We start from the raw sequence: 18872 nt of genomic DNA on the forward strand, positions 1-18872 counted from the left end.
CCTTATACTCAGCACTGACTATAAGTATATTATATTTTTTGATACTGTCAACAATATATACAAATTATGTAATTAAGTATGATTGAATGAGGACTAAGAAATAAGGTGCCTCAACATTATCATTTATTAATTCACAAGTTATGCACATATTATCCACACAATATCATACCTATGTAGCTTAATTTTAGTTAAACCACTTCCTTATGGGAGATTTATCCGATGGCTACCAGCCGTAATACCCCAATCTTCTTATAAAGTGGGGGGATAACGGCTGCTACGCCTCTGGATAACGATTTCTAAGTTTCAGATGGAAAAAAAAGCTCCACCTGAAACCAAGAACTCTGTTTAGCTTAATAACTATTTCAACAGCTGTGGAAAACTAGATTTGAAATAATAAGTGACAATAAAGTATAATATTTGTTATGAGAATATGAATGTGGTAATAGCACTACTTAAATAAAGGAGCTTTTAAACATATGAATTTTTATTTCGCACCTATGGAAGGTTTGACTGGGTACATTTATAGAAATGCCCATAATGCCTTTTTTAATAAAATAGATAAATACTTTTCACCTTTTATTTTTGCAAATCAAAGTGATAAGTTTAAAACAAAGGAATTAAATGATATTTTACCTAAAAACAACCAAGGTATAGTTTTGATTCCACAATTACTAACAAATAATGCAAAAGACTTTATACATACTTCAAAAAAAATAAAGCAAATGGGATATACTGAGGTCAATTTAAATTTAGGATGTCCTTCTGGAACTGTCGTCTCAAAAAATAGAGGATCTGGATTCCTTTCAAAAACAAAAGAACTTGATGCATTTTTAGATGAAATTTTTTCAGAGGCTACAGCAAAAATCTCAGTAAAAACTAGAATAGGAAAAGACAGGCCAGAAGAATTTTATAATTTAATTGAAATATTTAACAAATATCCTATAGAAGAACTTATCATTCATCCTAGGATTCAAAAAGATTTTTATAAAAATAAGCCTAATATGAAAATTTTTAAGGACGCTCTGTCTTTAAGTAAAAATCCTGTTTGCTATAATGGTGACATTTTTACAGTTAAAGATTATAAGAAATTTACGGCTGATTTCTGCAGTGTAAAAACTATAATGATTGGCCGTGGATTATTAGCCAACCCCGGATTGATTAATAATATTAAAAATAATACTAAACTAGATAAAATATTACTAAAAGATTTTCATGACAAGATTTATGAAGATTATAAAAAAGTACTTTTTGGAGATAGGACTGTCTTGTTTAGAATGAAAGAATTATGGTCTTATATGATTCAGGTGTTTTCTAACAATGCAAAATATGCAAAAAAAATTAAGAAATCAGAAAGATTATACGATTACGATGCAGCGGTTTTAAGCCTATTCAGAGAACAGGATATTTTAGAAAATTAGGAAAGTGAAATTTATCTATTACATTTCTAATTTCGTTTAGACTTTATATCCATGGGCATACTAATTTCATCAAGTGATTCTTAGACTCAGGTGGAGTTTGCTTAAGAGGATGGAAGCCATCGGATAAAATATAACATTTTACTTATTAATATTAGTTTAAAAAAGTAGGTGACTAAATGCTAAGTAATAAACCAATCAATTCTTTCTTAGAAAATATAGCTTCTAAACCATTAACTCCAGCTGCAGGAAGCATAGCTGCCTTGAGCGCAGCTTCTGCAGCAGCATTAACTGAAATGGCTGCTAACCTTACCTCAAAAAAACCCAAATATCACGATATTTCAGCTAAAATGAAAGAAATAGCTGAGGAATGTTCTTCCTATAGGGAGATTTTTCTTAATGATATTGATAAAGATACAAAAGCCTTTAAAAAAGTAATAGATTTGTATTTAATGAAGTTAACTACAGATGCTGAAAAAGAAATTCAACAAAAGGAATTGCAAAATAGTTTTAAAACAGCTATAGAGATACCTCTAAGTATGGCCAATAATATTGTAGAGTTAATTTACGCTATAAGATTTGTTAATAAACATGGATGTAAAACATCAGCATCAGATGTAAAGCAAGCTTATATTCTGGCAGAATCTGCAGTCCGTTCATCAATTTTTCTTATAAAATCAAATCTCGTCTTTGTCCATGATCAGGATTTTCAAACCTATATTTCAAAAAAAATTGATGAATTAGAGGCAGACTTAGAAATGTAATAAATAATATATTTATTATGTATTAGCTCAACTTTCGCAGTTTAAAAACTTTGCGAAAGTTGAGATATTAATTTAACACACTTTTCTCACCTTTAATACCAATATAATTAAATATCTCCTGAAATAAAGTTCTCGCCACAGGTGCTGAAACATCTGAAGCATAATAATTTGATCCGCTAGGTTCATTCACACTTACAAGCAAAGTTATTTTAGGATTCTCCTCAGGAGCCATACCTGCAAAGGAAGACATGTATTTTCCCACTGCATAACCTCCTGTTTTAGGATCAGCTACTTGAGCCGTGCCAGTTTTACCTGCAATATCTAATCCCTGTAAAAAGGCATTTTGTCCTACCCCTGAAGTAACTACTTTAGTTAAATCATCTCTTAACTCAGATGCTAATTTAGAATTATACACAGTTTTTTTGCCATAATTATCATATTTTTTATCTATAACTTCATTGCTTGCATCAGTAACATGTGTAATATCCTTCATGATATGAGGCCTTATCCATGTTCCTCCATTTGCTATTGCATTAAAAGCAGCCATGTATTGAACTTGATTGACTGCAACACCTTGTCCAAAAGCAAGCTCAGATAAATCAAATCTATTAATTTGATCAGGACTTCTCAAAGTACCTGCTGATTCTCCAGGTAAGTCTATTCCCGTTTTTTGACCAAACCCCATTTTTTTTGCAGTAGCAACAAGCTTGTCTTTACCTAGTTTATTTCCTAACTCTGCAAAACCTACATTACAGGAATTTTTTATTATATCCACAAAGCTTTCACTGCCATGACCATTTAAATTCCAGCAGTGAATAGGACTTTTATCAATTGTTATGCTGCCATCACATATATAGGTATCATTTAATCCAATATTGTTTTCTAAAGCACTTGCTGCAGTAACAACTTTAAATATAGACCCTGGTTCAAAATTATCTTGAATAGAAGGATTTTTCCAAAGCATTTCAGCATCTTTAGAGTTTTTGGCTATACTTGCTGCATTATTAAGATCTACACTAGGCTTATTTGCCATTGCTAATATTTCTCCATTTTGAGGATTCATAACTATAATATTGACTGCTTTTGCATTATTATCTTCTAAAGCTTTTTGAGCCGCTTGTTCAGCATATTGTTGAATAACTGAATCTATTGTTAAAATAACATTTTTACCATCTACTGGCTGGGTATATTTTTGAGATTCATAAGGTAATTGATTATTTTTTGCATCTTTTTCATAAGTCATACTGCCAGGTGTACCTGAAAGTTCTTTATCATAGCTCAATTCTGCACCGGAAATTCCATTGCCCTCAGGATTTACCAATCCTAAAATACTTGTCATAAAATTTCCATTTACATAATACCTTTTAGTATCTGGTGAAATAATAATTCCTTTAATATTTAACGCTTTAACCTGAGTCATTACAGGTTTCTCAATCTGCCTTTTCAATAAAGCTGAATTAGCAGGCAATCCATTAGGTAGTGTTGTACTTAATACTTTTAAAATATCGCCAGGTTTCATATTAAGTATGGGAGACAATTTATCAGCTAATTGAGAAAAAGACATTTTTCTCTCACTTAAAGTTTGTCTTAATGTTTTTAAATCGAGGTCAACTCTATAAATACTTTCATTTACTGCTAATTCATTAGAATTTCTATCTAGAATTTCCCCTCTTTTAGCACTAATTGGTATTGTAGTTGTTTGCTGCTCCACAGCCATTGATTTATATTCAGAACCCTTTGCTACCATTAAATACCCTAACCTTCCAACTAGTCCTAAAAATACAATAACCAATAGTATACCAGCAAATATAAATTTATTTTTTTTAACAAATTTTTTTGTTTTCATCCTTCGCCTCTTTAGTCTTTCAGGCAATTTTTCCATTTAACTAATCGCCATTTTATAATATTATTTCTTATATGCTATATAGATTATTATATTAAAAGCTGTAATCATATTCAACTATAAGTAATCATGAATTTCGGCTACCATGCGCTGCCTCTACCGATGAAACCCACATCAATCTAAAATTTAAATTACTGGGATTTTTTTAGTTTGAAGAAACTTAAAAGTTATTCTTCAGTATCTAATGGTACTATTATAACTTTATTTCTGCCCTGATTTTTAGCTTGATAAAGAACATCATCTACTGATTTATAGGAATTATCAAAAGAGTTTAAAAAGCTGCTTTTTAATAAGGAAACTCCAAAACTTGCAGTTATTTGTATTTGTGATTTATCAACTGATATTACCTTATTTTGAATTGCTAATCTAATATTCTCGGCTAATGAATAAGCTTCATTAATTGAAGTTTCAGGGAGAAATATAAGGAATTATCTGCTGTCATTCCAAATTACATTTGAATAAGGATTTATTATGTACGGTATATCATTAAATAATATAAATAAACCTTCAACTATTACAAATATAATAAGAATTAACTTCATTCTTGCAAAACTAATAACATTAATATCATGCATAATATTAGATTTTTGATCTTTTGTAAAAAAAAAATTTGACTTATTAAAAAAGTGTAATTTGTTCATAGTATAGTTCTTCAATTAAATTGTATTACCATTTATAGAAAAATTTTGCATAAGAAAGCCTACAAATAACTACTCATAGTGATATACTACCATAAAAAAATATAAATGAAAATTAATTTATCTATACCGTCATTTTTCGCTTTTGCACTTTATTCTTATACATATTGCTATCTGCTGTCTCTATTAAAGTATCAATATCAACCTTTTTTACATTATTATATTCTGCAAAACCATAGCTAAAATCTACTTTATAATTAAAAGAGCTGCCTGCATTAAGCTTGTCCATGTCACTTCTTATTCTATTAATAATTAATTCTGCATCTTTTATAGCGATATTAGGAAATACAATAAGGAATTCATCTCCACCTATTCTACAAACATAGTCAGAATTTCTTACATTAGAGACTAACAATTTGACTACATTTAAGATAAGATTGTCCCCTTCAATATGTCCATAAGTATCATTTGTCTTTTTTAAATTATCTACATCTATAAAACATATTGTTAGATTATTTTTGTTTCTCAATGCATTTTTCATTTCTTTATCCAAAAACTCCATACCAGCCCTTCTGTTGTATAACTTCGTCATTTCATCAGTAGCAGCTGTTTTTTCTAATTCATTTTCTTTGTCTGTTAATTCTTTGAATATAGTGTTATAAGGCTGAGTAATACAAGTTATTATAACTGCCTTATATATAAGATAAAAAGATATCATCTTAAAATAATGCCCTAACAAATTTGAAAATGCATAGTTATTTATATATAAAGTAAACTCAAATTCAGATATTATAGTAAAAATAATAGACCCAAACAAGTACCCATAAACTTTACTATCAAATTTATTTTTGTTCTTCCTTAACAATATGATATCAGTTGTTAATATTCCACATATTATATATTCACTAATTATCTTAAATGAAGTTTGCCCTTTTCCTTGAATAAAACATATAGGGAACACCTTGAAATAAAAAATTGAAGCTATAATACTTAAAGTAACTACGGTATAAATTCCAAAAGTTAAATATGGCCTCAATTTTCTCTTAAAACGTATGAATATAAATGGTATCAACAAAGAAATGCTTTCAAGATAACGGGCTCCTATCCACAATTGATTAGCATAAAAATTATATCCTCTAAAAATGTTCATACCGTTGTATGACAGTGTATGTAATAAATCTAAAAATGATACAAACATATATGCAATACCTATAAATACAAGGTAATCAAAATATTTTTTTGAAAAATTTTTTGAATTCCATGCTACTATAAATAAAGTAAACCCTATTATTACACTAAATAATTCTGCAAAGCTGTGAAATAACAAATAGCTATATAGGTTGGTCATATACAAAACTGCTATCACAATTAATAAAATAATAACTTCAAAAATATAATTTTTATATTTATACATATGAACAGCCTCCCAATAAAATAATAATTACATATAACAAATACTTTAAATAATTTTATTACCTAGATATAAACTATTAAATACATTATATTATTAAATAATAAAAAATCCAATAGAATAATGTTTAAAAATATTATTTGTCGAAGAAACCTATGTAAAAGGTTCAGATAATAGTCACAACCATTTTATTGTGATAAAATAAGAAAAAAGTGTTTGAAAAGTGTTGTTAATTGAAGTATGATGATTGATACAATCACAAATATGAATTTGTTTAATTAAAATTATGAATTTTAATTCGTTTAATAAAATCTATAAAGATCAGAGGAAGTTTTATATGAATAGAGATATAAAAAAAGAAGTCCAACTAAATACAGCTCAAATGCTAGTAAAGTGTTTAGAAGCCGAAGGAGTAAAGTACATTTTTGGTATTCCTGGTGAAGAAAATTTAGAAATAATGAATGCAATTTCAGATTCAACTATTGAATTTATCACAACCCGTCATGAGCAAGGTGCTGCATTTATGGCAGATGTTTATGGACGTTTAACAGGAAAAGCAGGTGTTTGCCTATCAACACTAGGACCAGGTGCGACTAACTTAGTAACTGGTGTAGCAGATGCTGATAGTGATGGTGCTCCGGTTGTTGCTATTACAGGTCAAGTAGGTACTGAAAGAATGCATATAACATCACACCAATTTTTAGACCTTTGCAAAATGTTCGAACCAATCACAAAGAGAAGTAAACAAATCGTTCGTCCTGATACTGTAAGTGAGATTATAAGACTTGTTTTTAAGTATGCTGAAAGTGAAAAGCCTGGAGCATGCCACATTGATTTACCTGTAAATATTTCAAAAATGCCAGTAGGTGCTTTAGAAAAGCCTTTGGAAAAGAAAATTCCACCAAAGGAACATGCGGATTTATCAACAATTGAGGAAGCTGCAAGTGAAATCTTCAAGGCAAAAAATCCTATTATCTTAGCTGGAAGCGGTGCTATAAGGGGAAATTCTTCAAAAGCTGTTACGGAATTTGCAACTAAATTGAAAATTCCAGTAATTAATACAATGATGGCAAAAGGTATTATTCCAATGGATAACAAATATTCAATGTGGACAATAGGTATTCCACAAAAAGATTATGTAAATAAAATTATTGAAGAGGCTGATTTAGTAATTACAATTGGATATGATATTGTAGAATATGCCCCATCTAAATGGAATGTAAATGGAGACATTAAAATTGTGCATATCGATGCAAGGCCATCACACATCAATAAACTTTATCAGCCCATAGTAGAAGTAGTTGGTGATATTTCAGATGCTCTATACAATATATTGAGAAGAACTTCTAGCAAAGATGAACCAGTAAAAGCTTTGGAGATTAAAGCAGAAATGCTAGCTGAGCATAAAAGCTATGCAAATGACAATGCTTTTCCAATGAAACCCCAAAGAATTTTAAATGATGTTAGAAAGGTAATGGGACCACATGACATTGTCATATCAGATGTAGGTGCTCATAAAATGTGGATTGCCAGACATTATAACTGTTATGAGCCCAATACATGTATTATTTCAAACGGTTTTGCTACAATGGGTATTGGTGTTCCAGGTGCAATTGCAGCCAAATTAATTAATCCAGATAAAAAAGTATTGGCTATTGTTGGTGATGGCGGTTTCATGATGAATAATCAAGAATTAGAGACAGCCCTACGTATTAAAACTCCAATTGTAGTTTTAATATTTAATGATAGTAACTACGGTTTAATAAAGTGGAAACAAGAAGAACACTATGGTAAAAGCTGTTATGTAGATTTTACTAATCCAGACTTTGTAAAGCTTGCAGAAAGTATGTATGCAAAAGGATATCGAGTAGAAAAAGCAGAAGATTTAATTCCAACTTTAGAAGAAGCCTTTAAACAAAATGTACCTGCAGTTATTGATTGTCAAGTTGACTATGGTGAAAATATAAAACTTACAAAGCATTTAAAAGAAATTTATGAAAATATGTAAAGTGGAGGAATAAAATGAAGGCATTATCTATTAAACCAGAAATCTATACCTTTGATACATGTAAAGAATTTATAGACAAATTTAAAATAGGAAAAGAAGACTTAATTATTACAAGTGAGCATACCTATGTTTCATATTTTTCTAAATATAACCTTGATACCAATGTAATATTTATTAGAAAATACGGAACTGGAGAGCCAAATGATACAATGGTAGAAGCAATTTGTAAGGATATAAAAGATATTACTTATAAAAGAGTAATTGCCATTGGCGGCGGAAGTGTCCTTGACGTTTCAAAATTGTTTGCATTAAAAACAGTTTCGCCAGTACTTGATTTATTTGATCACAAATTAGAATTTGTAAAAGATAAGGAATTGATCCTAATTCCAACAACTTGTGGAACAGGCAGTGAAGTAACTAATATTTCTATTCTTGAATTGAAGTCAAGACATACAAAATTAGGTCTTGCCATAGATGAACTATATGCAGATTTTGCTGTTATGATTCCAGAACTTCTAGAGAATTTACCCTTTAAATTTTTTGCAACTAGCTCCATTGATGCCTTAATTCATTCCATTGAATCCAGTGTTTCACCAAAGGCTACAAGCTATACAGAAATGTTTTCCTATAAAGCAATGGAAATGATTTTAAAAGGATATCAGGAAATTTCAAAAAATGGCCCAGACGCTAGGTTTTCCCTGTTAGATAAATTTTTACTTGCAAGCAATTATGCTGGAATCGCATTTGGTAATGCAGGGTGTGGTGCAGTACATGCTATGAGTTATCCTTTAGGTGCTAATTACCACGTTCCTCATGGAGAAGCAAATTATCAAATGTTTATTGGAGTATTTAAAACTTATTATCGTTTAAAACCACAAGGTAAAATTACAAAACTAAATAAATTCTTAGCATCCATTTTAAACTGCAAAGAAAGTGAAGTTTACACTAAAATAGAAGAGTTATTAAACGTGTTGATTCCTAAAAAACAATTACGTGAGTATGGGGTAAAAGAAGAAGAACTAAAGGAATTTACGCAAAGTGTTATGACTAAACAAGGTCGTTTAATGGCAAATAACTATACAAAATTAAATGAACAAACTGTATATGAAATATATAAATCATTATATTAAAGTAGAGTTGATTTAGATTATGATAAATTTTCTTAATTTGGAATACTTTTTAGTTGCATCAGAAGAATTAAACTTTACTAAGGCAGCAAAAAGGCTGTTTATCTCTCAACAATCATTAAGTTCTCATATTTCAAAGTTAGAGAGTGACTTGAATGTGAAATTATTTAATCGCACCTCACCTTTAACGTTGACACCAGAAGGAAAAAGTCTGGCAAAAAACACTATAAAGATATTGAACTTAAGAAAACAGTCTCTAAAAGAACTGTCAGATATCAAAGATTTTAAACGAGGTGACTTATATATTGGTATATCCCCTACAAGAGGACTATCATTTTTGCCAGAGATACTGCCTGACTATAGCGAAAAATTTCCTAATATTCATTTACATTTATTCGAAGGTAATTCAAAAGAATTAGACCTTGCATTACTTAATGGTGATGTAGATTTAATAGTTGCAATGTTACCTTTCAATGTAGAAAATGTAGAAACAATACCTCTTTGTAATGAAGAAGTTCTTATGATTGTTCCAGATAGTATATTAGTAAAATACTTTCCTAATAACTATGATAAAGTTAAAGCGCAACTTGGAAAAGATGTAGATTTAGCTTTATTGAAAGATTGCCCTTTTTTAATGTTTAACACAAGACATATGGTTAGGATTATTGCAGATGAAATGTTTAGTGAAAAACATATAAAACCTAATATTATTTTAGAAACAGATAGTATTGAAACAGCGTTGGCACTTTCAGTAAAAGGGATGGGAATTACTTTTTATCCTAAAACTCTAATGAGTAACAAGAATTTAGTATTTGATAAAGACTCCTTTGCAAATACTAACATATACCACATGAGATATAATAAAACTCATAGAACGCTGGCCATTGGCTATCAAAAAAATCGCTATATATCTCAAGCAGTAAAGGAGTTTATCAAGCTAGCAAAAGAAAAATATGAAAATTTAATTCAATGACAGGCATGGAATTTAATCATTATCCTTGCCTACACCATAATAATAAAACAAATAACCGCACACCTGCTGAATTCAGGTATGCGGTATAATAATGTTATTAAACTCCTGCTGTGATACCACCATCTGCAATAACAGGTGAGCCTGTCATGCAAGAAGAATCATCTGAAGCTAAAAATGTAGCAATTTTAGCAATTTCCATTGGAGCAATAGGTCTTCCAATAGGTTGTACGGAAGCAAGATCTTTTAATACAGCTTCTCTACCTCCAAATAATTCAGCATGAGCATCATTAAAAGTTGTGTCAACCCAACCAGGACAGATACAATTTACTCTAATATTATCTTTTGCAAAATCTAGTGCCATTGCTCTTGTTAACATTAGAATAGCCCCTTTGGATGCTACATAAGCAGAAAGCCTTGGTTCTGCAACAAAACTATTTGCTGATGCAGTATTTACTATTGAACCTCCCCCTGCTTTTTGCATAACAGGAATAACATGCTTAGATACTAAAAAGTGAGATTTTACATTTACATCCATTGTTTTATTCCAAATATCTTCTGTTAACTCAATAACAGAACCAGGAATATTAACAGCTGCATTGTTACATAGGATGTTAATTGTTCCAAACTTTTCAACAGTAAATTTAACAAGCTCTTGTATGTTTTTTTCAGAAGAAACATCTGTTTTAAAAAAATAAACAGAATAACCCTTCTTTTGCAATTCTTCCGCAAGGGCTTGTCCTTCAGTTTCTAAAATATCAGAAATAATTACTCTTGCTCCTTCATTTACAAAATCTCTAACAATTGCTTCTCCAATTCCTTTTGCACTTCCAGTCACAATGGCTACTTTATTTTTTAATCTCATATTCTTTTCCTCCCTACTAAATGTAATTTATTTTAATTCATACATTTTCTTATATATTATCAATTATAGGTCCTTCCTTTTTATATCCTTTTGATTTGATAAACCCAACAATGACACCTATGAAAATCCAAGAAAGGCCTACAATTTTAGTATTTCTATCAAAGCCTGACCATACAAAAGCACAAACAGCAAATCCTATAAGTGGAAATAATAAATGAAACAAAAATCCCTTCACTCCACCTTCTTTTTTCTTGAAAAAGAAATATGCAATTACAGATAGATTTAAAATCATAAATGCTGTTACTGCACCAAAGTTCACGAACATTAAAATGGTTGTTATCTTTAATGTTAAAACAAGAGTAATGGATACAATCATCGATAATATAATTGCATTTGCCGGGGTCATATATTTAGGGTGAACTTTCTTCAATACATTAGAGCCAGGAACAATGTTATCTCTACCCATAGCAAATAGAATACGGGCTACTGCTGATTGAATATTAAGAGTAACAGCAAGTCCAACTGCAACTACATTTATAAGAAGCATAGCCACATAAAAATACTGTCCTCCAATTTCCTTTGCAATATCAAACATTGCCATATCTGGATTTAAGTTTGCATAATTACTGTGAGCTAAACAAGCCAAATAAGTTTGAACTAAGAATATTAAAGCTGTCGTTACTAATGCTAAAACAGTTGCTTTTCCAACTACCTTTTCAGGCTGTTCCACTTCTTCAGCTAATGTACTTATTCCATCAAATCCAACAAATCCTAATAGAATCATAGAAGTTGCAGTTGCAGCAAATTTCAAATTAACATGTTCTGGTTGAAAAATTGGAAGTAATGAAAATTTTCCTATTCCTAATCCTTCAATAAATACAAATTTAATAGCAAAGCTTACAAATAAAATTAATGCTATAATCTGTAGTATAAATAAAAATGTGTTTACTTTAGCGTTTAATTCTACTCCCCGAATGTTAATAAGACCAGTTATAATAATGAATATGATAGCTAAAACTTTTGGATCAAGACCTGGAAAAATACCTGTTAACCATAAACCTGAAAATAAACACATAAGAGCAGGCGCAAGAATATAATCTGATAAAATAGTCCAACCAGCTATAAACCCAATATGGGGATTAAATCCTTTTCCTACATATGAGTAAACTGACCCTGCATATGGAAATTCCTTACTAAATCGAGCATAACTCAATGCAGTAAAAAGCATAAGTACTGCCCCAATTAGATATACCAAAGAGACCATTCCATAACTTGCTTGAGCAGCTGTACCAAACACTTGAAAAGGTGCAAGAGGTGACATCGTAATCATACCGAATATAATTAAATTTTTCATGGTAAGTGTTCTTTTTAATTCTTGTTGCATACAAATTCCTCCTATTCATCTTTAGTTAACTAAAGTGTATTACGTCTATTATAATATCGCTTGTTTAAAAAAGATAGTACTTTTTTATTTATTATGTATAAATATCGCACCTTTTTTAGAACTTTAGCAAATTATGCAAATTATATAGTTCATTACTAAGAAGATACTTTGAAAAGGTCCTCTTATTTCCATATCTGTACTTTCTTTAACTTCTTCTAAAAATCTTCATCTCATGTGTGAATAATTTTAATCATATTAAACATACTAAATCTGTATTTAATTGTTCTAAAGGAGGTTTTATTACGTCAATTTCAAAATATTTCCATAATTCTAAGAAATCCAAAATTAAAAAACAATATCAAAAAACTGAAAAAAAGTTACCTCCTCAAATAAAACTTTCCTTAGATTTAAATTCTAATATTGAAATAATAAAAAAGATGCTAGGTTTTTCTAGTGACATAACAGTAAGAAATTTTACTATTACTCCAGATGCTGAAATAAGGGCAGCGGTCATTTTTATTAAAGGCCTGGCTGAAAGAGAACTCATTAACGAACAGGTTATTGGAGCATTGATGTTAAATGACAGATTTAATGGTTTCAAAAATACTAATGAGTTTTTTCAAACCATAAAAGAATATGGTTTACCCAACACCTACGTAAATGAAGAATCTGATATTAATAACATAGTAACTGAATTGATTGATGGCAATACAATTCTTTTGTTGGACAAAATAGACAAAGTTCTTATAGTAGGAAGTACAGGCTGGAAAGACAGGGCAATTTCTGAGTCAACCAGCGAAGCCTCGGTAAGAGGGCCAAAGGATTGTTTTACAGAAAACATTGAAAACAATACTGCTCTAATAAGGCGCCATATCAAAAGTCCTGACTTAAGGATAGAATCATTTAAAATAGGTACAAAAACTAAAACAACAGTATTGATAGCCTATCTTGAAGGAATAGCAAGGGAAGGCGTAATAAATGAAGTTAGAGAACGACTAGGACGAATTGAAATTGACGGCATACTTGAGAGTGGTTATATTGAAGAATTAATAGAAGATACCCCTTCATCTACGTTTCCTCAGATAGAACACAGTGAAAGGCCTGATAAAATTTCTGCGGCAATCTTAGAAGGTCGAGTGGCTATTCTTGTGGATACAACTCCTTATGTGCTCATAGTTCCTACAATTTTTGTTCAGTTTATTCAGTCTGTAGATGACTATTACCAGCGTTTTCCTGTAGGGTCTTTTGCAAGATTTATTCGAATTATTGCTTATTTTACTTCAATTCTTCTTCCTTCACTGTACATTGCTTTAACAAGCTTTCACCAAGAAATGATACCTACTACACTGGCCTTATCAATTGCAGCTTCCCGTGAGGGTGTACCTTTTCCCAGCATAGGAGAGGCCTTTATGATGGAAATTACTTTTGAAGTTCTAATAGAGGCAGGCCTTCGCCTGCCAAAACAGGCAGGTCAAGCCGTAAGTATAGTTGGCGGTATTGTTATAGGTCAGGCTGCAGTTCAAGCGGGAATTGTTTCACAAGCTATGGTAATCGTGGTGGCCCTAACAGGTATAAGTTCCTTTGCCATTCCAGCTTTTAATGCGTCATCTTCAGGCCGTTTACTTCGATTTCCCCTAATGATAGTAGCTTCTATACTCGGTTTACCTGGTATCCTGGCAGGAGTAAGTATAATTGTTATTCACTTAAACAGCCTGCGCTCTTTTGGTGTGAACTACATGGAACCTTTTATATCAGCGGACAAAAGCATAACTGAAGACACTGTATTTAGAAAACACTGGTGGAAAATCAACCGGCTTCCAGGTTATATTGCGCGTAAAAATATTGTAAGAGAAGCCCCAAACATGAAACCAGGACCAAAAGCAGATTCTACAGAGAAAGATAATAATAGTTAATTCTGTTTTCAAAAAAGGAGAGATACAGATGAGGAAGATAGCTCTGGGATTAATTCTTATACTTTCACTTCTACAAACTGGCTGTTGGGATGCCAGAGAAATCGATGAACTTGCCTTTGTATTGAGTATTGGTCTGGATAAAACAGACTATGGATTCAAAGTAACGGCACAAATTGCAAGTCCCGAAACTTATAGTAAAACACCATCAGGTTCTGGAATTACTCAAAAGAATAAACCTTTCTGGATAATCACAAGCACCGGCAAAACAATTTTTGAGGCAATACGTAATATGGCCTCCATATCTTCCCGACGTATATTTTGGTCTCACATTAAAGTAATAGTTATAAGCGAACAACTAGCGCGGAGCAATACCCTTGAAATATTTGATTTTTTTATTCGGAATCCCGAGCTTCGTTTGAGAACCCTAGTTGCAGTTACCCCGGGAGATGCAGGAAAAGTTCTTGATGTTGTTCCTGTAACGGAGAAAGATCCAGCTGTATACCTGGAAAAAATAATTAAAAATAAGAACTTAACAGGCAAATCTTACGACATAATGTTAAAGGATTTTATTGAAGATTATCTTGACCCCTATGTAGGTCCAGTAACCTCAAGGATCATTATTGATAAATCAAAATCAGAACCTATTCTAAAAACGAGTGGTGCATACGTTTTTGGCAACAATAAAATGTCCACTGTACTTAGTGAAGAACGGACAAGAGGACTTTTGTGGATAAAAAATAAAATGAACTCATCAATAATGGTTGTAAATTGCCCCTATGATGGTATGCCTATTACACTTGAAATTAAAAATTCTAAGTCTTCCATCAAGAGTTATTTGGATGGTGAAGTCCCCCATTTTTCAATTAATCTTAAAGTAGACGCTACCATCACCGAACAATCATGTCTTACCAACTTTAACGACATGGAAAAACTAAATAAGTTGGAAGAATCACTGGAGAAATCCATTTGCAAAGATATCCAATCTACAATACTAACAGCAAAAGATATACAAATAGATTTTCCCGGTTTAAATTTTACACTACACAGACAGCATAGAAAAGAGTGGAATCAAATATCTTCAAAATGGGATCAGCTTTTTAAAGACAGCAAAGTTAATATAGCTGCAAATGTAACTATTCATCACGTATCATTGGCAAAGCCCCTAGAGCCAATAAAAATACAGAAATAATATATGAGATAAAGGAGTAAGAAGTGCTATGATGCAAAAAAAGGAAACCATTAGCAATAACCAGTTTAGAGATATTTTAATTTGCATTATGTGGCCTACGACAATCAACTACGCAAGTGGCATTTTAGCTAGAGAAGTAGGACGGGATATGTGGATAAGTGGTATTATAGGTGTACTTACTATAATACCTTTTGCTCTTCTCATTGTTTATATCGGACAAAGCTTTCCAGGCAAAACAATTGTACAATATAGTCAGAACTTGTTAGGCCGTGTATTAGGAAAAGTTCTAGGGATAATACTTACACTGTACTTTTTTATCATGTCTTCTAGTTCAATATCGATGTACGTCCACCATCTTACTGACTTTCTACTGCCGCGAACACCTTTTTTAGTAGTAACTACAATGCATATTTTGATAGTATTCTATTTAGTATGGAAAGGTTCTGAGGTCATTGGAAGAACAGCTGTTATCGCTTTTGGAGCAGATATATTTTTTTATTTTCTTGTCTCCATGGCTTCTCTAGGTGAAATAGATATTAACAGAATTTTACCTTTTTTTGATTCAGGAGTTGCTAATGTATTTAAATCCACTTTAAAGACTGATACATTTATAGGCATATCCCAAATACTTATAGCAATGATTCTTCCAATGGTTCATGACCAAAAAAAAGCTTTTGGCTCCGCAGCTTCTGGTTTGCTCATTGGAGGTTCTTTTTTTATCTTTTACTTTATTGTAGAATTAATGGTTATGGGTCCCCATGTAGTAGCCTTAATGCGTATTGCCAGTATGGACTTTGTAAGGTCCATTCAAATAACCCAATATCTTCACCGATTTGAATCCTTTATGGTTGCCCTGTGGTATTGGAGTATAATGACTCAGGCAGGAATTCTAGCAAGCTGTTCTTTAACTGCCTTTATGCAAACTACTGGAATAAAAAAGAAAAATCCATTCATTATTATTGTTTTTGCCTTAATAATGATAATTGTTACCTTTTATCTAGGTCATGACAGAGTGTTGTTTTTAAATTTAAGGGAGCATGTATGGCAGTATTTTTCTCTTCCAATTGACTTTGGAGTACCTTTATTACTTTTCTTTGTCCTAGGCATAAAAAAAAGATTACATATAATAAAAAGCAAATAAATAAAGTTGAAGGTTCAACTTTAATATGTTACTATTAATGTAATATAGTTGAACTTTCAACTAGTGTTTAAGGAGGTGAACGGTTATGGAAATCTTACATAGTCAAATATTAAGGGAAATAGGAGGTCTATCCCGCTGTGTCCAGTCTATAAGTGATTTGAAATTTAAAGAAATAAACCTTCAAAAAGGTCAATTTACATTTTTAACAAGAATATGTGAAAATGCTGGAATTAATCAAATTGACTTATCAAATCTTTTAAAAGTAGACAAAACTACAACAACAAAAGCCGTACAGAAACTCATTGAGGCTGGATATATAAATAAAAAAAAGGATGATATTGATAAAAGAATGTGGCGACTTTATCCAAAAGAAAAGGCATTAGATATATATCCATTTATCATTGAGGAAGAAAACAAACATATACAAATTTGTTTCCATAACTTTAGCAGCGAAGAAAAAGAATTTGTCTATAAATTAGTTAAGAAAATGAGAGAAAACATTGAAAATCATTGGAAAGAAATAAAAAATTCTTAGGAGTGATACTTGTGATAAGAAAAGCAACTATGGAAGATATAAAGGATATTATGGAAATCATAAGAAAAACTATTATAGAAATGCGTACTTATAACAATACTCAATGGGATGAAAATTACCCTCAAAAAAAAGATTTTGTTGATGATATTCAAAATGAAAATTTAGTTGTAGTAGAGAGGAACGAAAAATTAGTTGGTTTCCTGTGCATCAATAAAATAGAACCAGCTGAATACAATGGATTAAATTGGTCATTAAATGAAGATTGTTTGGTTCTTCATAGAATGTCAGTTAGCCCGAATTATAGAAGATGCGGAATTGCCACTGAATTAATGAAATTTACAGAAGACCTTGCTCTAAAAAATAATATAAAATATTTAAAAACAGATACTTATTCAGTAAATGCAAAGATGCAAGCTCTTTTTAAAAAATGCAGTTATAATTTTGTTGGAGAAATCCACTTTAATGGAAAAGAAAAGCCATTCTACTGCTATGAAAAAATATTAAGCAAATAGAGCACATTCAATTAGAAATTGATATAAATGAACTTTTTACACATACTACATTTAGAAAAGACATTTAATTGGGAGGAACATATGAATAAAAAAGAGCTTTTTTTAAGTAATATAGAAAATGGACATAATGTAAAACTATCATTAATGGTAATGAAAATAATATTTAAAGATGCTTCTAAGATTGTATGTATATTAGCCGATAAAAGTGGAGAAATAAAAGCTAATATGCCAAATAAAAATGAAAATATTACACAAGGAACAGTACTCGAGGCTGAAGGAATTAAAAGTAATATTCTAGATATAAAGGACTATAAACTAATTTGTGATTATAATATTTCAGATTATCTTCCAACCGCAAAAAGGCCTATTGAAGATATTATGGAGGAAATTGAACTGTATACAAATAAATATATTATTTCTAAAGAAGCTAGAACTTTAAACGATTATTTTTTTAAAGATGAACTATTTCTAGATAAATTTAAAAGAGGAATAGGTGGTGTTTCCATGCATCATAATTATATAGGAGGCCTTGCAGAACATACCTTAAACGTTATGTATTTAACTGCTGTGCTTTGTGAAAGGTATAACTGCAGGAGAACAGAAATGGCAATGTTAGCAGCAAAACTCCACGACATTGGAAAAGTTTATGAATTGTATTATGATGGCCCTTTTAAATATACTCTTAGAGGAGAAATGGAAGGTCATATTGTTATTGGAGTAGAGTTATTAGATAAAGCTATTAGGGAAAATCCTACACTGTATTCAGAGGATTTTATAATGAGAATAAAAGGCTGTATTGTTCAGCATCATGGAAAACTTGAATTTGGTTCTCCAAGAGAAATGAAAACAGAAGAATCATTTATAGTTAACTATGCTGATTCCATAGATGCTACTATGAATAAGATTTGTCAGATAAAGGATGAAACTGAACCTGATAATTGGTCAGAATTTGATAGAAGAATTCAAACAAAATTATACTTATAAATAAAACAAACGATATAAATTTAAAATATTCATCCAATTTTGATCACCTAAAAGCCCTCTAAATAATTATATTATCTAGGGGGTAACATATTTTCTAAAAATAATGCTATTTT

17 protein-coding genes are annotated in these 18872 nt (G+C 30.9%); 11 read left to right on the plus strand and 6 right to left on the minus strand.

Annotated features, from left to right (window positions below):
- The first annotated feature begins 476 nt into the window (after positions 1-476).
- Positions 477-1418: a tRNA-dihydrouridine synthase gene (locus B5S50_RS08845; RefSeq protein ID WP_065078376.1), complete on the plus strand. Its 942-nt coding sequence runs from the start codon at positions 477-479 to the stop codon at positions 1416-1418.
- A gap of 176 nt (positions 1419-1594) precedes the next feature.
- Positions 1595-2179: a cyclodeaminase/cyclohydrolase family protein gene (locus B5S50_RS08850; RefSeq protein WP_065078377.1), complete on the plus strand. Its 585-nt coding sequence runs from the start codon at positions 1595-1597 to the stop codon at positions 2177-2179.
- 67 nt (positions 2180-2246) lie between these two features.
- Here the strand turns inward: B5S50_RS08850 and B5S50_RS08855 are convergent, their stop codons facing one another.
- From B5S50_RS08855 to B5S50_RS08865, 4 genes are all read right to left on the minus strand, one after another.
- Complete coding sequence (locus B5S50_RS08855) at positions 2247-4025, minus strand: penicillin-binding transpeptidase domain-containing protein (protein ID WP_065078378.1); 1779 nt, start codon at positions 4023-4025, stop codon at positions 2247-2249.
- A 224-nt stretch (positions 4026-4249) separates the two neighbouring features.
- Positions 4250-4504: a diguanylate cyclase gene (locus B5S50_RS21555; RefSeq protein WP_275507579.1), complete on the minus strand. Its 255-nt coding sequence runs from the start codon at positions 4502-4504 to the stop codon at positions 4250-4252.
- 6 nt (positions 4505-4510) lie between these two features.
- On the minus strand, positions 4511-4723 hold the full coding sequence (locus tag B5S50_RS21560; protein ID WP_065078379.1) for a hypothetical protein: 213 nt from the start codon (positions 4721-4723) through the stop codon (positions 4511-4513).
- A gap of 121 nt (positions 4724-4844) precedes the next feature.
- On the minus strand, positions 4845-6134 hold the full coding sequence (locus tag B5S50_RS08865) for a GGDEF domain-containing protein (RefSeq protein ID WP_065078380.1): 1290 nt from the start codon (positions 6132-6134) through the stop codon (positions 4845-4847).
- A 334-nt stretch (positions 6135-6468) separates the two neighbouring features.
- Here B5S50_RS08865 and B5S50_RS08870 point away from each other — a divergent pair, with 334 nt between their 5' ends.
- From B5S50_RS08870 to B5S50_RS08880, 3 genes are read left to right on the plus strand one after another with little or no spacing between them, the layout of a single operon-like run.
- The gene (locus B5S50_RS08870; RefSeq protein WP_065078381.1) at positions 6469-8139 is read left to right on the plus strand and encodes an acetolactate synthase large subunit; all 1671 of its coding nucleotides are present in this window, start codon (positions 6469-6471) and stop codon (positions 8137-8139) included.
- A gap of 14 nt (positions 8140-8153) precedes the next feature.
- Positions 8154-9269: a 4-hydroxybutyrate dehydrogenase gene (locus tag B5S50_RS08875; RefSeq protein WP_065078382.1), complete on the plus strand. Its 1116-nt coding sequence runs from the start codon at positions 8154-8156 to the stop codon at positions 9267-9269.
- A gap of 19 nt (positions 9270-9288) precedes the next feature.
- On the plus strand, positions 9289-10239 hold the full coding sequence (locus B5S50_RS08880) for a LysR family transcriptional regulator (RefSeq protein WP_065078383.1): 951 nt from the start codon (positions 9289-9291) through the stop codon (positions 10237-10239).
- 97 nt (positions 10240-10336) lie between these two features.
- On the opposite strand, the gene B5S50_RS08885 is transcribed toward B5S50_RS08880, so the two are convergent.
- Together B5S50_RS08885 and B5S50_RS08890 are read right to left on the minus strand one after the other, a co-directional pair.
- Positions 10337-11101: an SDR family NAD(P)-dependent oxidoreductase gene (locus tag B5S50_RS08885; protein ID WP_217303616.1), complete on the minus strand. Its 765-nt coding sequence runs from the start codon at positions 11099-11101 to the stop codon at positions 10337-10339.
- A 49-nt stretch (positions 11102-11150) separates the two neighbouring features.
- On the minus strand, positions 11151-12485 hold the full coding sequence (locus B5S50_RS08890) for an APC family permease (RefSeq protein WP_217303617.1): 1335 nt from the start codon (positions 12483-12485) through the stop codon (positions 11151-11153).
- A gap of 236 nt (positions 12486-12721) precedes the next feature.
- Here B5S50_RS08890 and B5S50_RS08895 point away from each other — a divergent pair, with 236 nt between their 5' ends.
- The 6 genes from B5S50_RS08895 to B5S50_RS08920 all read left to right on the plus strand — a co-directional run bounded on the left by B5S50_RS08895 (position 12722) and on the right by B5S50_RS08920 (position 18759).
- Entirely contained in the window at positions 12722-14398 is a 1677-nt protein-coding gene (locus tag B5S50_RS08895; RefSeq protein WP_254306738.1) for a spore germination protein, read from the plus strand.
- 28 nt (positions 14399-14426) lie between these two features.
- A complete protein-coding gene (locus B5S50_RS08900; protein WP_217303618.1) occupies positions 14427-15587 on the plus strand; it encodes a Ger(x)C family spore germination protein in 1161 nt (386 codons plus the stop codon).
- Between the two features lie 28 nt (positions 15588-15615).
- On the plus strand, positions 15616-16728 hold the full coding sequence (locus tag B5S50_RS08905) for an endospore germination permease (RefSeq protein WP_217303619.1): 1113 nt from the start codon (positions 15616-15618) through the stop codon (positions 16726-16728).
- An 85-nt stretch (positions 16729-16813) separates the two neighbouring features.
- The gene (locus B5S50_RS08910; RefSeq protein ID WP_217303620.1) at positions 16814-17263 is read left to right on the plus strand and encodes a MarR family winged helix-turn-helix transcriptional regulator; all 450 of its coding nucleotides are present in this window, start codon (positions 16814-16816) and stop codon (positions 17261-17263) included.
- Positions 17264-17274: 11 nt separating this feature from the next.
- On the plus strand, positions 17275-17775 hold the full coding sequence (locus tag B5S50_RS08915) for a GNAT family N-acetyltransferase (RefSeq protein ID WP_217303621.1): 501 nt from the start codon (positions 17275-17277) through the stop codon (positions 17773-17775).
- Positions 17776-17856: 81 nt separating this feature from the next.
- Positions 17857-18759: a 3'-5' exoribonuclease YhaM family protein gene (locus tag B5S50_RS08920; protein ID WP_065078390.1), complete on the plus strand. Its 903-nt coding sequence runs from the start codon at positions 17857-17859 to the stop codon at positions 18757-18759.
- Positions 18760-18872 lie beyond the last annotated feature (113 nt).

The sequence above is a fragment of the Clostridium sp. 001 genome (genome assembly GCF_019056555.1).
Lineage (GTDB): Bacteria > Bacillota > Clostridia > Clostridiales > Clostridiaceae > Clostridium_B > Clostridium_B ragsdalei.